The 17,608-nt window shown below is 43.7% G+C and carries 10 protein-coding genes and 2 tRNA genes; 9 read left to right on the top strand and 3 right to left on the bottom strand.

The window, feature by feature from the left end; genetic code table 11:
• Nucleotides 1–8 precede the first annotated feature (8 nt).
• The 4 genes from BEL05_RS00900 (at nucleotide 9) to BEL05_RS00885 (ending at nucleotide 9,199) form a co-directional block, all read left to right on the top strand.
• Nucleotides 9–2,312: an efflux RND transporter permease subunit gene (locus BEL05_RS00900; protein WP_069669992.1), complete on the top strand. Its 2,304-nt coding sequence runs from the start codon at nucleotides 9–11 to the stop codon at nucleotides 2,310–2,312.
• Nucleotides 2,313–2,571: 259 nt separating this feature from the next.
• Entirely contained in the window at nucleotides 2,572–7,416 is a 4,845-nt protein-coding gene (locus BEL05_RS00895; protein ID WP_069669991.1) for an NAD-glutamate dehydrogenase, read from the top strand.
• A 61-nt stretch (nucleotides 7,417–7,477) separates the two neighbouring features.
• Nucleotides 7,478–8,497 carry a quinone-dependent dihydroorotate dehydrogenase gene (gene pyrD, locus BEL05_RS00890; protein WP_069669990.1) on the top strand — a complete coding sequence of 340 codons (1,020 nt, stop codon included), beginning with the start codon at nucleotides 7,478–7,480 and terminating at the stop codon, nucleotides 8,495–8,497.
• Nucleotides 8,498–8,662: 165 nt separating this feature from the next.
• Nucleotides 8,663–9,199, top strand: coding sequence for a cell division protein ZapC (locus tag BEL05_RS00885; RefSeq protein WP_028764944.1), 537 nt, complete (start codon nucleotides 8,663–8,665; stop codon nucleotides 9,197–9,199).
• 798 nt (nucleotides 9,200–9,997) lie between these two features.
• On the opposite strand, the gene BEL05_RS00880 is transcribed toward BEL05_RS00885, so the two are convergent.
• Nucleotides 9,998–10,074, bottom strand: a tRNA-Met gene (locus tag BEL05_RS00880).
• Nucleotides 10,075–10,132: 58 nt separating this feature from the next.
• A tRNA-Met gene (locus tag BEL05_RS00875) sits at nucleotides 10,133–10,209 on the bottom strand.
• A 276-nt stretch (nucleotides 10,210–10,485) separates the two neighbouring features.
• Between BEL05_RS00875 and rlmKL the strand changes: the two genes are divergently transcribed.
• The 5 genes from rlmKL (at nucleotide 10,486) to rmf (ending at nucleotide 17,004) form a co-directional block, all read left to right on the top strand.
• Nucleotides 10,486–12,621 (top strand): bifunctional 23S rRNA (guanine(2069)-N(7))-methyltransferase RlmK/23S rRNA (guanine(2445)-N(2))-methyltransferase RlmL, encoded by a 2,136-nt coding sequence (gene rlmKL, locus BEL05_RS00870; protein WP_028764945.1) that lies wholly within the window; start codon nucleotides 10,486–10,488, stop codon nucleotides 12,619–12,621.
• Nucleotides 12,614–12,850, top strand: a complete 237-nt coding sequence (locus BEL05_RS00865; protein ID WP_028764946.1) for a glutaredoxin family protein — start codon at nucleotides 12,614–12,616, stop codon at nucleotides 12,848–12,850. The genes rlmKL and BEL05_RS00865 overlap by 8 nt, the downstream gene beginning before the upstream one ends.
• Nucleotide 12,851: 1 nt before the next feature.
• Entirely contained in the window at nucleotides 12,852–14,762 is a 1,911-nt protein-coding gene (locus BEL05_RS00860; protein WP_028764947.1) for an ABC transporter ATP-binding protein, read from the top strand.
• Between the two features lie 26 nt (nucleotides 14,763–14,788).
• Entirely contained in the window at nucleotides 14,789–16,642 is a 1,854-nt protein-coding gene (locus tag BEL05_RS00855; protein ID WP_069669989.1) for a DUF3466 family protein, read from the top strand.
• Between the two features lie 185 nt (nucleotides 16,643–16,827).
• On the top strand, nucleotides 16,828–17,004 hold the full coding sequence (gene rmf / locus BEL05_RS00850) for a ribosome modulation factor (RefSeq protein ID WP_028764949.1): 177 nt from the start codon (nucleotides 16,828–16,830) through the stop codon (nucleotides 17,002–17,004).
• Between the two features lie 75 nt (nucleotides 17,005–17,079).
• Here the strand turns inward: rmf and fabA are convergent, their stop codons facing one another.
• Nucleotides 17,080–17,595, bottom strand: coding sequence for a bifunctional 3-hydroxydecanoyl-ACP dehydratase/trans-2-decenoyl-ACP isomerase (fabA, locus tag BEL05_RS00845; RefSeq protein WP_028764950.1), 516 nt, complete (start codon nucleotides 17,593–17,595; stop codon nucleotides 17,080–17,082).
• Between the last annotated feature and the right edge of the window lie 13 nt (nucleotides 17,596–17,608).

Here is a 17,608-nt window from a genome sequence, read left to right as displayed (position 1 = left end):
ACCCGGACATGTTAGATAAAATCGTTAATGGACTAGAATCATTTCTCTTTAGGCAACGTGCGTTTGTCATTTTTGCCTTTGTGTTAGTTACGCTATTTTTGGGGTTTCAAGCCAGTAATCTAAAGATGGATGCGGCATTTGTTAAAAACATCCCACTTAATCATAGCTATATGCAGACATACCTTAAGCATCAGAAGCAGTTTGGTGGTGCTAACAGCATCATGGTGGCTGTCGAGGACACCAGTGGTAATATCTTTAATGCCAACTTCTTTGATACGTTAAAGCAGGTTCATGATCAGCTGTTCTTTATTCCTGGTGTTGATCGTGCCCAGGTTAAATCACTTTATTCCCCTTCAACGCGTTTTACCGAGGTGGTTGAAGATGGTTTTGCCGGGGGACCCGTTATCCCAGCCAACTTTTCCACAACCCCTGAAGGGTTAGAGACCGTTCGGAGTAATATTGAGAAGGCGGGGATTGTTGGCCGACTTATTGCCGAGGATTATTCTGCGGCCATGGTCACTGCGCAGTTGATGGATTTTGACCCGCAAACAGGTGAACCGTTAGATACCTTAGCGTTTGCAGCGCAGCTTGAGCAAGAGTTGCGTGGCCAGTACGAAAATGAGCAGATTAAGGTTCATATCATAGGTTTTGCCAAAATGGCAGGCGATGTCGCTGAGGGCGCCAAAGGCGTGGTGATGTTCTTCTTGATCGCTATCTTAGTGACGGCTGTCATGGTCTATCTATTTTCCAAATCGATAAAACTGACACTGTTCCCGTTAGCGTGCAGTTTGGTTGCCGTGGTGTGGCAGTTAGGTTTGCTGACGGTAGTGGGGTTTGGTTTAGACCCTATGTCTATTCTAATTCCATTCTTGGTCTTTGCGATTGGCGTTAGTCATAGTGTACAGATGATTAATGCGGTGAGGCGACGCGTCGGTGAAGGCGAAACGACAAAAGCCGCTGCCGCCTTAGCCTTTAGAAGCCTACTTGTCCCAGGCGGCATAGCGTTACTGTCTGATACCGTCGGCTTCATGACCTTACTGGCTATTGATATCGGGATTATTCGAGAACTGGCTATCTCAGCGTCATTAGGTGTGGCGGTGATCATTTTAACTAATTTGATTCTGCTGCCGCTGCTTATCAGCTATACCAATGTCAAAGCACTGCCTGCGAACGCTAACAATAACATTGATAAAATTTGGTTAAAGCTCTCCTATTTTGCAACGCCTAAATATGCAGCTGTTGTGCTTGTTGCCACCATTGCGCTTTATTCTGTTGGCCTGCAACAGGCCAATAAAATGAAAATTGGTGATCTGCAAGGGGGCGCGCCAGCACTGCATTTTGATAGTCGCTACAACCAAGATACCTTTTACATCACCGAAAACTTTTCTATTACTACCGATGTGATGACTATCATCGTTGAAGCCTTTCCAGAGGCCTGTACCTATCATGATGTGCTGACTCAAATTGGTGAGTTTGAGTGGCAAGTTGCTAACACGCATGGGGTGGAGTCTACGGCTAGTTTGGCATCTATCGCTAAACGCGTTAATGCAGGCTTCAATGAAGGGAATCCTAAGTGGCAAGTACTCCCAAGAACAACTGCTAGTTTAGTGCAGGCTGTTGGGCAGATACCGACAACCTCAGGCTTACTTAACGGTGATTGCTCTGTAATGCCGGTCTACCTGTTTTTGACCGATCATAAAGCGGAAACAATTGAGCTGGTTATCGATAAAGTGAAAACCTTATCGGCACAGATGAATAACGATAAGTTGACCTTTAAACTGGCATCAGGTCCTGTTGGCGTGATGGCGGCCACTAATGAAGCGGTAGCCGAAGCACAATTGCCGATGATGCTATATGTCTATGGTGCGGTGTTTGTATTGTGCTTAATCAGCTTCCGCTCACTAAGAGCGACTGTGGCGGTGATTCTACCACTGTACGTCGTATCGACACTGGCTCAAGCCTTGATGACCCAACTGGATATTGGCCTTGCTGTAAGTACTTTACCCGTTATCGCTTTAGGGGTTGGTATTGGTGTGGATTACGGTATCTACATTCTGTCGACCATGGCGGTAAAACTGCGTGACGGTATGCCTGTGCAGCAAGCGTATCATCAAGCCTTAGTTGAACGTGGCAGTGCAGTTATTTTTACCGGGTTAACATTAGCAATTGGGGTAAGTACGTGGTTCTTCTCGGCACTTAAATTCCAAATGGACATGGGGATCTTGCTGACCTTTATGTTTTTGGTAAATATGTTAGGGGCCATAATTATTTTACCCGCCATTGGCGCGGTATTTTGGCGAAACCCAAGGTAGTTAAACAAAAGGGAGAGCTTAGGCTCTCCCTTTTTTTGCATAGTTACGCTAACTTTACGATTGTTTTTTCATCCAGGGTCACAAAAACGCGTCATATCGTGCGTTTAGGAGGATCTACCACTAAAATATTTCTCGAAAAGTGGCACATTTAGTAATAAACTTCGCGCTATGACCTAGGTCACACTATTTGGCCCGTCATATGATCAAGCATCCATAAAAATACAAAAACGCTGCCATAGACCCTAAAGGAAACAGCAACATGGCCTTGAAAGATGCAATGCCTTCAGTACTACTTGAAAATGTAGTCAACCTAATTCATTCAAAAGTTCCCAATACACAAGCAAAGCAAGTTGAACAGTTCGCGACTAGCATATATGCCCACATGTCTAAAGATGACCTGCATGAACGCAACGATAGTGACCTATACGGTGCAGTCTTAAGTCTTTGGAACGCAGCCAATAAAACGCCTGTTGGCGATACACATATTCGTGTTTTTAATCCAAGCCAGTCTAAGCATGGCTGGAAGTCATCACACTCTATTATTGAAGTTATTCACCCTGATATGCCGTTCTTGGTCGATTCAGTGGGTATGGCGCTAAATCGTATGGGGATAACCACCCACATGATGTTACATACGCCTCTGACGGTTAGGCGCACAGATGGCAGCATTTCTCATGTTAGCTATGGTGAAGAAACGGATAAGGGAACAGAGAAGGTTGCTGTGTTCCTTATTGAGATCGATCGCTTAAGTAGCGATGCCGATATAAAGAGTTTAGGCAAAGAGATTGAATCTGTTTTAGGTGATGTTGACGCGTCAGTAAGTGACTGGCAAATCATGTCTAATAAATTGACCTCTACCATCAAAGATTTGGCCAAACGTCCTTATCCAGGTGAACAGAGCGACTTGGACGAAGCAGTTAACTTCCTTAGCTATTTAAATAATCATCACTTTACGCTATTGGGTTATCGTCGCTATGACCTCAATAAAGTTGAGGGTGATTTGGAGTTGGTGCCCGATAACGCCACAAGTCTAGGTTTGATGAACGTACCTGGTAAGCCTAAGTCTGATAAAGGCTTATTGTTATCAACGCTATCAGATACCGCCCGCAAAGAAGCGCTAGATAATAGCTTGCTTATTTTGACTAAGAGCAGTGAGAAAAGTCGCGTTCATCGTCCTGCATACGTCGATTACATTGGTATTAAGCGCTTTGATAAGAAAGGTAATGTCATTGGTGAAGATCGTTTCATCGGCTTATACGCGTCAAATCTTTACAATCGCAGCCCTCGTGAAATCCCGCTATTAGCAGAAAAAATTCAGCGTGTACTGGACGCATCAGGATTGACGCCACGTTCTCACGACTATAAAGCCTTAATGCACATTTTAGAGACACTGCCTCGTGATGAGATCATTCAGGCGCGTGAGTCTGAACTTGCCAGCATGGCTCGTGGCGTACTAGAGATGCAAGATCGTGACAAACTTAAATTGTTTGTTCGCAAAGATGGATTTGGTCGTTTCTTATCTTGTTTAGTTTACGTATCGAAAGATCGTTACAATACCAAGTTACGTGAAGATACACAGCGCATTTTGGCGCAACACTTTAATACCAAAGAAGACGTAGAGTTTACTACCTACTTCTCAGAGTCGACCCTAGCGCGTACTCATTACATTGTTAAAGTTGATAATAATAATACGGATGTGGATGTGGCTGCTATCGAAAATAATCTTATTGAAGCTGCGCGCTCATGGGAAGATAAACTTAATAGTGCATTGATCACAGCTCAAGGTGAAGAGTCGGGTAATCGTTTGGTTAAGCGTTATGTCAACGCTTTCCCACGCAGTTATAAAGAAGACGTGCTGCCCAGTTCGACTGTTGTTGATGTTGAGCATCTAGAAGCGCTTGATGATGACCATAAACTGGGGATGTTGTTTTATCAGCCGCAAGAAACTGCGCTTAACGACAATAAGGTTCGTTTGAAGCTGTTCCATAAAGATGAACCGATTCATCTTTCAGACGTACTCCCTATGCTTGAAAACTTCGGGCTTAGAGTCATTAACGAGCGCCCTTATGAAGTGAAAACTGCAGATGGCGCTACGTTCTGGATCCTCGACTTCTTGATGACAGTGCAGGGCGCTGCAGTCGATAACTTGGCAGATAGCCAAGATCGCTTTCAAACCGCGCTTTCACAGGTGTGGAACAAGCAGTTAGAAGACGATGGCTTTAACCGTTTAGTTCTTGCTACTGGTTTAACGGGGCGTGAAGTCTCAGTATTACGTGCTTATGCTAAGTATATGCGCCAAATTGATGCAACATTTAGCCAAGCCTACATCGAAGAGACATTCAGCAGCTATCCACAAATCGCTGACCTACTGGTTAAAATGTTTATTCGCAAGTTCAATCCTAAGCTCAAAACTCGCACCCTAGCGAAGTTTGTGGAACAGATTGATCTGCGTCTTGAAGATGTATCGAGTCTCGATGATGATCGTATTATTCGTCGATATTTAGATTTGATTAACGCAACGCTGCGTACCAACTTCTATCAGACCCTGCCAAAAGGCAACAATAAGCCTTATGTGTCGTTCAAGTTCTCTCCAGAAGAGATCCCTGAAATGCCACGTCCACTGCCCAAGTTTGAGATTTTCGTCTATTCACCTCGCGTGGAAGGTGTCCATCTTCGTGGTGGTAAAGTCGCTCGTGGTGGCTTGCGATGGTCTGACCGCCGTGAAGATTTCCGTACCGAAGTTCTCGGTTTGGTAAAAGCACAACAAGTTAAGAATACCGTTATTGTCCCAGTTGGCGCTAAAGGTGGCTTTGTTTGTAAGCAACTACCGACTGAAGGTGGACGTGATGCATTCTTTACCGAAGGGCAAGAGTGCTACCGTTTATTTATCCGTGGTTTACTCGACATCTCAGATAACATCATTGAAGGTGAAGTGGTTCCGCCAGTTAATGTTGTTCGCCATGATGAAGATGATCCATATTTAGTTGTTGCCGCCGACAAAGGTACTGCAACCTTCTCTGACATCGCTAATGCGATTTCAGAGGAGTATGGCTTCTGGTTAGGTGATGCGTTTGCGTCAGGTGGTAGCTTTGGTTATGACCACAAGAAGATGGGTATTACTGCACGCGGTGCATGGGAGTCGGTGAAACGTCACTTCCGTGAAATTGGTATCGACTGCCAAACGACCGATTTTACCTGTCTTGCGGTAGGTGATATGGCTGGTGACGTTTTTGGTAACGGTATGTTGTTGTCTGAACATACACGGTTAGTTACTGCCTTTAACCATATGCACATCTTTATCGACCCAACGCCTGATCCAGCTTCAAGTTATAAAGAACGCGCACGTTTATTCGAATTGCCTCGTTCTAGCTGGGAAGACTACAACCAAGAACTGATATCTAAGGGTGGCGGTATATTCCTGCGTTCAGCGAAGTCAATCACTTTGACTCCTGAAATGAAGAAGATGCTTGATACGAAGAAAGCATCTATGACGCCTAATGAGTTGCTCAAAGAGTTACTCAAGATGAAGGTTGATCTGATGTGGAATGGTGGCATTGGCACCTACATCAAAGCAAGCAGCGAAACCCATGCAGAGGTTGGCGATCGTGCCAATGACGCATTACGTGTAAACGGTAACGAAGTCAACGCACGCATTATTGGTGAAGGGGGTAACTTAGGTTGTACCCAACTTGGTCGTATTGAATACGCTGCCAATGGCGGACGTATGAACACTGACTTTGTTGACAACGTTGGTGGTGTTGATTGCTCTGATAACGAAGTTAACATTAAGATCTTACTGAATGCCATGGTTGCCGAAGGTGAGATGACAGTTAAGCAGCGCAACCGTTTGTTGGTTGATATGACTGACGAAGTCAGCCGAATTGTACTGCAAGATTGTAAAGACCAAACTCGAACTATTTCCGTTACACAAGTTCGTGGTGCTGAACAGCTTAAAGAGCAGATCCGCTTTATTCATTATCTTGAAAAAGAAGATAAGCTAGATCGAGCGTTAGAGTTCTTACCGACTGACGATGAGTTGGCCGAGCGCCTAGCCAATGGCAAAGCGTTAACGCGCCCAGAGCTGTCTGTTTTAGTCGCCTATGCGAAGATGGTGCTAAAAGAGCAGTTATTAACCCCTGAAATTACTGATGATAGTTTCTTAAGCCAGTTGTTAATTGAATACTTCCCACGTCAACTGCAAGAAAAATACAGTGACCGTATGGTTAACCATCCGCTGCGTGCAGAGATCATCGCTACATCTTTGGCCAATGAGTTGGTTAATGATATGGGACTTAATTTTGTCCAGCGTATGCAAGATGAGACAGGTGCCTCAGTAGCGGAAGCTGCCATTTGTTATACTATGGCTCGTGAAGTGTTTGGTTTAGCTGACTTAACTAAATCTATTACTGCGCTAAACGGTATTGTACCAGCGGTAGTTCAAGGTGAAATGTTACATCAGCTGCGCAGAAATCTACGTCGTGCTTGTCGTTGGTTCCTACGCCATCGTAATCGTAACCAAGGTATTGAACAGACTGTTGCCTTCTACAGCCCTGTATTTGAAGAACTTAGAGAGAACGTTCATCAATATATGGTCGAAGACGAAGTGCAAGGTATATGTGCTGAAATCAAGGCATTAGTGAAAGAAGGTGTTCCAGAGAAAGTGGCGACTGACGTGGTCAACATGAGCACCTTGTTCTCGGCACTAGATATTTCACAAATTGCTCAAGTTGAAGGAAAACCTGTGGCGTTGGTTGCAGAGGCCTACTATAAGCTAGGTGCTCGTATAGACCTGCATTGGTTCCTCGAGCAGATTAGTGCTCAACCTGTGGCGAACCATTGGCAAGCCCTTGCACGAGCAGCATTTAGAGAAGAGCTTGATTGGCAACAGCGTTCATTGAGTTCTGCGGTGTTACGTACCTGCACCGACAGTTGTGATGCTGAAACCATTATTGCTCAGTGGATCGAATCCAATCAGGGCTTATTGGAGAGATGGTTCCACATGCTTGCAGACTTTAAGACCTCGCAAACCCATGAGTTTGCTAAGTTCTCAGTCGCATTACGTGAGCTGAATTTATTGATCCTTCATTGTGAAGGTCAATCATAAAAATTTATTATAATAATAAGCCCTGGCAATAGCCGGGGCTTTTTTCGGTCTAGGAGAATGCATGTTTTATAAAATCGCACAAAAAGTCATGTTTCAGATGGATCCAGAGAAAGCACATCATCTGGCCATAAACAGTCTGAAATCAACCTCTAATTCGCCGCTTGATTGTTTCTATGCACAAAAACTAGAACATGCACCGGTTGAGTTTATGGGGCTTACTTTTCCAAATCCAGTGGGTTTAGCGGCCGGTATGGATAAAGATGGTGAGTGTATAGATGCTTTTCATGCGATGGGATTTGGTCATATAGAAGTTGGTACTGTGACCCCAAGACCTCAACCTGGTAATGAGCAACCACGATTATTTAGATTAAAGCCCGCCAAAGCGATTATTAATCGTATGGGGTTCAATAATAAAGGTGTGGACAATTTAGTGGCTAATTTGAAAGCGGCTAAATCAGGTGCCATGGTTGGTGTGAATATTGGTAAGAATAAAGATACACCAGTAGAGCAAGGTAAAGACGATTATCTTATCTGTATGGAAAAAGTGTATGAGTATTCCGCATATATTGCGGTAAATATCTCATCACCAAATACACCTGGTTTACGTAGTTTACAGTATGGCGATCTGTTAGATGATCTATTGGGATCACTAAAAGCTAAACAAAAAGATCTGGCTCAGAAGCACGGTAAGTATGTTCCGATCGCACTGAAAATTGCGCCAGACCTCAGTTTTGAAGAAGTTGAGAAAATTGCAGATTCTCTTATTCGCAATGAATTCGATGGGGCGATAGCCACGAACACCACCTTGACTCGTGACGGGGTGAGTGGTCTAGTGAATTCAAATGAAGCGGGCGGATTAAGTGGTAAGCCTTTGAATTCATTGTCAACAAAAGTAATTAAGCAGTTGGCTGATTGCTTGAAAGGGCAAATCCCAATCATTGGCGTCGGTGGTATTAATAGTGCTAATGATGCATTTGATAAATTAGATGCAGGCGCAAGCATGGTACAAATCTACTCTGGTTTTATTTATCAGGGCCCGCAACTGATAAAAGAAATTGTTGACGCTTATCGTATTAGATAAATCTGGATCTAAATTCGATCCTATATTGAGATCGCGCGATCGTTTTTGGATCGCGTTTGATCAACATAACGTATTGTTATCTATATCATATTTGTGATAAAAATTTTGTAATTGTGTGAATTATCATCTATTATCGAGCTGTATTTACAGTAATAGGTACACGTTATGTTATTGATGCCACAAAGGGATTGGCAATGGATATATAACGACGCGTATGGAGTATTAAGCGTTTCGTTAGGTTCGGATATGGAATTCCTGACTCCCTATAAAACAAAGGCTTTGATTCCGGATGCTTTGGCGACGATGGAATTTAGTGTCGAGCACGCTAAATTTTATATCGATTTTATTGAACGCCTCGGTAAATCTATTACTGTTTCAGATGCGCTGAAAGTTCAATTAAGCCTCAACGCAACGGCTGCCCACTTTATGCTTAAACCGCAAATGCCTAAGTCGTGGTACTTTGATAGCAGTGCGGTGTGCGTATATAGCGAACTGGCAAAGGTGTTTCAGTTACGTTGTCAAAGTGTCGATGCACAAGTGATGGTCGTCGAAAGCAACATACAATCCTCATTGGTCATGCTATTGTCGCCAGAGCTAGCGCTCACAGATAGTAAAAGCCTGCGCCAATTTGATTGCATCAAAGTAATGAATGACAGATTGCAACCACTCAAAATCTCTCGCCATAAAAGTGCAGCAGCTTAATCAAAAAAGAAGAGGGCACACCTCTTCTTTTAACGTAAAGACAAAATAATAGGTCACTGAGCCCCACTATTTAAATCCTCCTAATCGCCCCTATGACTGATTATTTCATCCGCGACTTTCCGTGTATTCCCCACAGCTGCTTATTTAGCTAGAACATGATTGGCTAAATATTGGGTATCTGCAATCTTTTAATAAGCCAATAATGTCAAAAGCTGATAGTTATCCATTGAACACTAATGGCAGGGGAGCATATTGATAGCGTTTAACAACATCTTTTCAATTTGTTCATGGCGGAAGTGGAGATATTGTTGACAGCAATTTCGCTTGATTGTTTAACAATAAGAGAGGGTGCCTAAGTCCTTAAGGATCTATTCATAATTATTATGATTAAAAGAATTGGTTGCGGGAGCCAGATTACCTATTTGAGAGCCGGGCGACGACCTTCGCTGATTCTGTAAAACGTTGAGCCCAGCGAGCGAACAGGCAGATTTGAGATTGCCTGACAGATTAAAATCAAAAGCGGATTAGTTTGTGCAAGGCTGAATGAAAAATGAATATTTAATAGGGGAATTGCTTGAATTCTTTTGATTAAAAGAATTGGTTGCGGGAGCCAGATTACTTATTTGAGAGCCAGGCGACGACCTTCGCTGATTCTGTAAAACGTTGAGCCCAGCGAGCGAACAGGCAGATTTGAGATTGCCTGACAGATTAAAATCAAAAGCGATTAGTTTGCGCAAGTCTGAATCGAAAATGAATATTTAATAGGGGAATTGCTTGAATTCTTTTGATTAAAAGAATTGGTTGCGGGAGCCGGATTTGAACCGACGACCTTCGGGTTATGAGCCCGACGAGCTACCATACTGCTCCATCCCGCGTCCGTATTACTAACGTAAAAAACGCTGTAGTTGTTTTAATTCTATCTACTAAAAGAATTGGTTGCGGGAGCCGGATTTGAACCGACGACCTTCGGGTTATGAGCCCGACGAGCTACCATACTGCTCCATCCCGCGTCCGTTGTTTAAAGCGCTTATGTTCTCATTAGTGGCACATGGTGCTACTGCTGAGGAATCATCACTGCTTCAAAGCGGGGCGAACTATATCGACAAGGATGCGCGAATGCAAGCAGGAATAACCTATTGTCGCCTAAGCGTTCATTAAAACAGCGAAATGCTGAGTGTTCATACGTATAAGGGGAATTATCATCGACAGTGTGCATAACTTTTTATCTTTTAATGTTTGGACAAGGTATAATGGCGAATTGATTTTTACAGTGTGTCTATCTATCCATGTTGAATTTTTTTGCTGCGGCCCCTAGAGGCTATGAATACGCATTATCGCTTGAATTAGCTGAACTTGGTGCAAGTGAAGTGAAAGAGAGCGTTGCGGGTGTCTATTTTTCAGCTTCACTCGAGCTTGCTTATCGCATTACCCTTTGGTCACGTGTAGCGAGCCGTATCATACTTGTTATCTATAAAGGCCCCTGCGAAACCCCTGAGCAGCTGTATAACGCTGCTTACTGCATCGATTGGCAAACGCACTTTTCAAATAAAAGCAGCTTCAACATCGACTTTCATGGTGTTGGTGGTTTTATTAAAAATTCACAATTTGGCGCGCTGAAAGTAAAAGATGCGGTAGTTGACCGTTTTAGAGATGATGGTTTGAATCGACCCGATGTTGCTCGTGTTGATGCTGATTTCAAAATTGATGCCCATTATCGCCGCGGCCAAATAACCTTAGGGATAAATTTCTCTGGTCCTGCGTTACATCAACGTGGTTATCGCGCGACAACGGGTGAAGCACCGCTAAAAGAGAACTTAGCCGCAAACATGCTGGTCAGAAGTGGCTGGACGCAATCAAAGCAAGATCTGCTTGACCCATTTTGTGGTAGCGGCACCATCTTAATTGAAGCGGCAATGGTCGCCTGTGATATCGCACCTGCTTTATATCGACAACGATTTGGTTTTCAAAAATGGCTGCGTCATCAAGACAAAGTGTGGGACGAGCTTCTGGAAGAGGCCAAAGCAAGAGCATCATTAGGTGTGAATCGCTGCGAAGTAAAATTCTTTGGTTCAGACATTGACTCACGCCTTGTGGCATTGGCAAAGCGTAATGCGCAAAACGCCGGTGTTGCCGAGTTGATTGAGTTCTCCGTTTCTAACGCGCTAGATGTTAAGCCTCCTGTGACCAGTGGTTATTTAATCACTAACCCACCTTATGGTGAGCGTCTCGGTACAGTGACCTCATTGCTGCAGCTTTATTACCAACTGGGTGATCGGTTTAAGAGTGAATTTGGCGGTTGGCAAATTGCCGTGCTTAACAGCGATATCGAGCTGTTATCTGCATTGAAGCTCAAAGCGGATAAGCAGATGAAGATGTATAACGGCGCATTAGAGTGTGCGTTCAACTTGTATACACTGCATGCCCAAAGCACACGACGTATTGATCCCAGTAAAGTGCTTCAGCAAGGCGGAGAAGTCAGTGAAGTTGCCACGTCATTTGCCAATCGTGTCAAAAAGAATTTTAAACAACTTAGCAAGTGGGCTAAAAGAGAGGGCATAGATAGCTATCGTCTTTACGATGCTGACATCCCTGAATACAACGTTGCTGTAGATATTTATGTTGATTATGTGGTTATCCAAGAGTACTCAGCGCCAAAGGATATACCAGAAGCCGTCACCAAACGTCGCTTAACTGATATTTTGTTGGTGTTGCCAAATGCTATTGGTGTGGATCCAGACAAGATTATCCTTAAGACGCGTGAGCGCCAAAAAGGGACCAATCAATATCAAAAACTCGATGCGAAAAAGCTAGAACTGCACACCTTAGAGTACGGTGCTAAATTCATTCTGAATTTGAAAGACTATCTCGACACTGGACTGTTCTTAGATCATCGTTTGACCCGAAAGTTGGTTGGTGAAATGTCAAAAGGTCGCGATGTACTGAACCTTTTTGCCTATACAGGCACAGCATCGGTACATGCTGCGCTAGGTGGCGCTAAGTCTGTAACCACTGTCGATATGTCAAATACCTATCTTAACTGGGCGCAGGAGAACTTTGCTTTGAACGGTTTGTCTGGTCGTCAGTATCAGTTTGTACAAAGTGATTGTTTACAATGGATAGCCAATAGCCAAGATAAGTACGATCTGATATTTATCGATCCGCCGACCTTCTCTAATTCTAAGCGCATGGAAGATTCGTTTGATGTGCAACGTGATCACGTGAGTTTGTTGACCGGATTGGTGAAATTGCTGGCTGATAAGGGCGAGCTGGTTTTTTCCAATAATAAGCGCAAATTTAAAATGGATATAGACGCACTGTCTGCGCTGGGACTGTCAGTTGAAAATATTGATAATAAGACGCTACCGTTAGACTACAAACGTAATCCCCAAATCCATAATACTTGGTTGATTAAGCATGCCTAATGAGGCGGCTTTTACCCTGTTTCACACAGATATGTGCCATCTGTGTGAACAAGCCCAAGAATTAATTGCATCATTAGGCATCATGTACAACACACAAGATATTTGTGAATCAGACGTTTTAGCTGAGCGATATGGGACCCGAATCCCAGTATTGATGCGCCAGCGTGATCATGCCGAACTAAATTGGCCGTTTGATATTGCACAGTTAACGCAGTTTATAGGAGCATAATTTGAGTCTCGTTCGTATTAACAATGGTTCATTGGCCTACGGTTATACGCCGTTATTACAAAAGGCAGATTTTACCATTGAGCCAGGAGAGCGTGTTTGTATTGTTGGCCGTAATGGCGCTGGTAAATCGAGCTTAATGAAAGTGCTTTGTGGTGAGGTATTACTTGATGAAGGTGAGTTTAATATCGCCAGTGACATCAAAGTTAGTCGCTTACAACAAGATCCACCGAAAGCAGAGAAAGGCACTGTATACGCCTATATTTCCGCAGGTCTGCAAGAGGTGGGAGAAAAGCTAGAGCGCTATCACCAGCTTTCACATGATGTAGGGACCGCTGCGCCAGATGAAATGGAACGCATGCTTAAGCAGATGGAGCGTCTTCAGTCAGATATTGACCACCTTAATGGCTGGCAACTTGATACACGTATTAATCAGACCTGTGAATTGTTGGCGTTGGATGCCGATGCTAACTTGACCAGTTTGTCCGGTGGATGGCAGCGTAAAGTTGCGTTAGCCCGGGCGCTCGTTAGTGAACCTGATCTATTACTCCTCGATGAGCCAACTAACCATTTGGACATCGACACCATTGAATGGCTAGAAGAGTTTTTGCTGAGTTATCGCGGTGCTATCGTATTTATCAGTCACGATAGGGGCTTTATTCAGCGTATGGCAACGCGTATTGTCGACCTTGACCGTGGTGTCGTGACTTCATGGCCTGGTAGCTACCAAACTTACTTAGATGGTAAAGCCGAGTGGTTGCGCGTCGAAGCCGAGAAAAACGCCCAGTTTGATAAGAAGCTCGCCGATGAAGAGGTGTGGATACGCCAAGGGGTTAAAGCTCGTCGCACCCGTAACGAAGGGCGCGTGCGTGCTCTTAAAGCCTTGCGTGCAGAGCGTATGGAGCGCATCAATCGCCAAGGCGGTGCAAAAATGGCCGTAGCAGACACCGAGCGCTCAGGTAAACTTGTTTTCGATATTGAAAATCTCAATTTTAATTTACCAGAGAAAAACCTAGTTAAAAATTTCAGCACATCAGTGATGCGTGGGGACAGAATCGCCTTAGTGGGCCCTAACGGTTGCGGCAAGTCGACGTTGATAAAATTGCTAATTGGACAACTCGAAGCGCAGTCGGGTGAAATAAAGGTAGGGACTAAGCTTGAAGTGGCTTATTTCGACCAATATCGTGAAGCGCTCGATCCTGAGAAGACCGTTGAAGATAACGTAGGTGAAGGCAAGAAAACAGTAACCATCAATGGTCAAGACCGCCACATCTTGAGTTATCTACAAGATTTTCTCTTTTCGCCAATGCGTGCACGTACCCCAGTTAAAGCACTATCGGGCGGCGAGAAAAACCGTTTGTTATTGGCGCGGTTATTATTGCGCCCTGCAAACCTCATCATTCTTGATGAACCAACAAACGATCTTGATATTGAGACCTTAGAGTTGTTAGAGTCACTGCTGACTGATTATCAAGGTACTTTGTTGTTGGTAAGTCATGACCGTGCCTTTATCGATAATACGGTAACCAGCTCTTGGTGGTTTACCGGTAACGGTGGCTGGAGTGAGTATGTTGGTGGTTATCAAGATGCCGTTTCTCAAGGAGCCAAATTTTATTCTGAGGAACCAGTTGCCACAAATGCTGTCCAACCTCAAGTTGCAGCGCCTGTTGCGCCGACAGTGGCCAAAGTAGAGAAGAAACTGTCGTATAAGTTGCAGCGCGAACTTGAAGCCTTACCTGCAAAAATGGAGCAATTTGAGGCCGATATTGAAACGTTACAACAGGTGATTAGTGAACCAGATTTTTATGCTCAAGAGCAAGATATTGTGAGCAGCCGTTTAAGCGAACTTGCTGAACTAGAACAGCAATTAGAAGTTTGTTTTGAGCGTTGGGAAGAGCTAGAAGCCCTCAAGTAAGCGAAATAATAATAGGAATTTAGTTAATGAAGTTGAAGTTTGAGAAAGCCTTGTCGTTAGTGGCTGTAGGAGTTATAGGCGCATTACAAACCGCTTATGCAGCACCTGTTTATGAGATCCAGAATATTGAAGACTATGATCTTAATGGCACCATTGAAGCCACGCGAAATGGTTACGGCATGTTCGTCAATCAGGACGAGAAAATGGTCGGGATCTCAAAGGGTAAAAAGAAGCTTGAGGTTAATGATGAAGATGGCGGTGTCATCGATATTGAGGATGGCATACCACCTGAAGAGCTAGTGAGTTATTCGATCAACAAGCCGATTTTGGCAAACAACTTTACTTTTATCGCTGACGGAAATGGCGCTGATGGCAGTTGGTTGCCGACATTTGAGTCTGTATTTGGCACCACTCCACCCAAAGATACCGATGAAGATGTGCCAGAGACGATCAACTCTATCAATGCTTATTACTATGGTATTAATAACGGTGGTAATAAAGTGGGGGCTTATACGGCTCCTGAGCAAAAAACAGAGTTTACTGGTGAGAGAAATTCAACGAACCAAGACCAAGAGTATTGGTATTATCGTGAGTTTGAAGAGCGTGGCTTTATTAAGACTGCCGCTGGTGCAGAGCTGCCGCTTGTGCCGCCTTATACGGTATACACCAAAGACGATACTAATGTCACGGTAGGTGGTGTTTCGGTCGCCGCCGCGATCAATGATAATAACCTTGTGACAGGTTATGCGACAACCGACATTGCATCATCCAGTGCATCGCGTATCGACAGCTGTATTACTGCGACGACTTATCCATTAGATGTTTGTGTTCAGATTGACCAATATCCAGACACAAATGGCTATAAGCGTATTTTGTATCAAACGCGTGCATTCTTGTGGCAGTTTGATGGTACCGATGTCACACCAACTGAGCTACCTTTAGGACTGACGTCTACATCTGATACTGTGTTTACCGCGCAAGGGTTAGGGCTGAATAGTCAAGGCACAGTGGCAGGGCGTTCACATGTTTATCGTAATAACGATAAAGATAAACTTGCCTTTGACGCCGCCTATTGGACCAAAGCCGATGATGGTAGCTACCAGTATAATTGGGTTAAGATGAGTAACGATCAGTTGTCTTCTATCGCCTACGATATAAACGACAACGGTATTTTGGTCGGTAGTTACCGACAGTATTTAGAAGGCTATCCACGTGATAAGTTCTTCTATTTAGACACTAACGCTGAAAATCCAGAATACGTCACCCCTAATGACTTTTATGAGACTATTTCTGATCTGGGTTCTCGACCAAGAGATATTAACAATAAAAATCAAGTGGTTGGCTACATAGAAACCACCCATGAAAAAGAAAAGCCACGGGTGAAATCGGGTTTCTTATTTGATAAAACGACCGACGAGTTTAATGACTTAAATGATCTTTTAGTTTGCGAATCTAAGGGCTATGAGCAAGACTCAAGTGGTAATTGGATGCGTCATAGAGTCAAAGTCACTGACGGCACTGGCGAAGAATTAACATACAGTAGTGAGATCCGTATTGTTGAGGCAAACAGCATCAATGAAGAGGGCACAATTGTCGGTACAGCGTTTATTCGTAAGCCTTCTTATCAGTTTGATACAGACGGTAAGCTGATCATTGGTGAAAATGGTTTACCTCTGTTTGAATTAAATGCAAATGGAGAGCCTGTAACGTCGTACATTCCACGTATGGTGGTGCTAAAACCTTCAACATCGGGTGCGGCATGTACAGTTAAAGATGATGACAACTCAGGTAATGAAGATTACGTTCGCAAAGGTGCTGCCAGCTTTGCTTGGTTATTTGCACTGCCACTGATCTGGTTTAGACGTCGATTTTCGCGTTAATGCTAGTTAGAACTTATTGAACTAAAAATCGAGGTAAATGCCTCGATTTTTTTTAAATAATGAACTCATAAGGTTAAAAAATAACCGTCAATAATCACGATTTTTTGATTGATCTCGAGCAAAAAACGTTCTATTTCTATGAGTGAGGCTTCGGCTTCTAGGATTGAGAAACAGAGGATGCTTGCATGAAAAGACAAAAAAGAGATCGTTTAGATAGAGCTTTTTCAAAAGGATTTCAGGCTGGGATTGGTGGCCGCTCTAAGGAGAATTGTCCTTATTCAACGTTAGACTCTAAGTCACAGTGGTTGGGGGGGTGGCGAGAAGGTATTGATGGTCGTCTCAGCGGACTGTTTAATAAGTAATGCGAAGTTTGCCCTCATAAATGAGGGCATTTTTATGTAGGGCACAAAGTTAATGCGCGTTAAGCTATGGAGAAATTAGAAGCTTGAAGTGTCAGTGAAAATACCCACTTTCAAATCTTTTGCTGAATAGATTTCACGTCCATCAACTTCCATTACCGCATCAGCAATGCCCATAACAAGTTTTCGGTAGACTTTACGCTTAATAGTCAGCTTGTAAGTGACTTTTTTTGCATCGGGTAAGACTTGGCCTGTAAATTTCACTTCGCCAACACCTAGCGCACGTCCTTTGCCCTCAGCACCTTCCCAACCTAAGAAGAACCCAACAAGCTGCCACATGGCATCTAAACCTAAGCAACCAGGCATAACAGGGTCAGTTTCAAAGTGACAGGCGAAAAACCACAATGACGGATCGATATCTAGCTCAGCAACAATTTCACCTTTACCAAACTCACCGCCATCTTCATTAATTTTAATAATACGATCGATCATCAACATGTTGTCGATAGGCAGGCGAGGTGAGTTTGCGCCAAATAGGCTACCGTGGCCACAAGCCACTAAATCTTCTTTACTGAAACTGTTTGCTTTATTCATTATCCACTTCAAC

Source organism: Shewanella colwelliana (assembly GCF_001735525.1).
Classification (GTDB): domain Bacteria; phylum Pseudomonadota; class Gammaproteobacteria; order Enterobacterales; family Shewanellaceae; genus Shewanella; species Shewanella colwelliana.
The sequence above is the reverse complement of the archived record's forward strand: the minus strand, read 5'-3'. Positions and strand labels throughout refer to the sequence as shown.

What these genes read in the sequence shown, in the direction of transcription:
- BEL05_RS00900 (WP_069669992.1), top strand. Translation starts at nt 9, where the DNA reads ATGTTAGATAAAATCGTTAATGGACTAGAATCATTTCTCTTTAGGCAA.
- BEL05_RS00865 (WP_028764946.1), top strand. Translation starts at nt 12,614, where the DNA reads ATGCCTAATGAGGCGGCTTTTACCCTGTTTCACACAGATATGTGCCAT.
- BEL05_RS00895 (WP_069669991.1), top strand. Translation starts at nt 2,572, where the DNA reads ATGGCCTTGAAAGATGCAATGCCTTCAGTACTACTTGAAAATGTAGTC.
- BEL05_RS00885 (WP_028764944.1), top strand. Translation starts at nt 8,663, where the DNA reads ATGTTATTGATGCCACAAAGGGATTGGCAATGGATATATAACGACGCG.
- pyrD (WP_069669990.1), top strand. Translation starts at nt 7,478, where the DNA reads ATGTTTTATAAAATCGCACAAAAAGTCATGTTTCAGATGGATCCAGAG.
- fabA (WP_028764950.1), bottom strand. Translation starts at nt 17,595, where the DNA reads ATGAATAAAGCAAACAGTTTCAGTAAAGAAGATTTAGTGGCTTGTGGC.
- BEL05_RS00855 (WP_069669989.1), top strand. Translation starts at nt 14,789, where the DNA reads ATGAAGTTGAAGTTTGAGAAAGCCTTGTCGTTAGTGGCTGTAGGAGTT.
- rmf (WP_028764949.1), top strand. Translation starts at nt 16,828, where the DNA reads ATGAAAAGACAAAAAAGAGATCGTTTAGATAGAGCTTTTTCAAAAGGA.
- rlmKL (WP_028764945.1), top strand. Translation starts at nt 10,486, where the DNA reads ATGTTGAATTTTTTTGCTGCGGCCCCTAGAGGCTATGAATACGCATTA.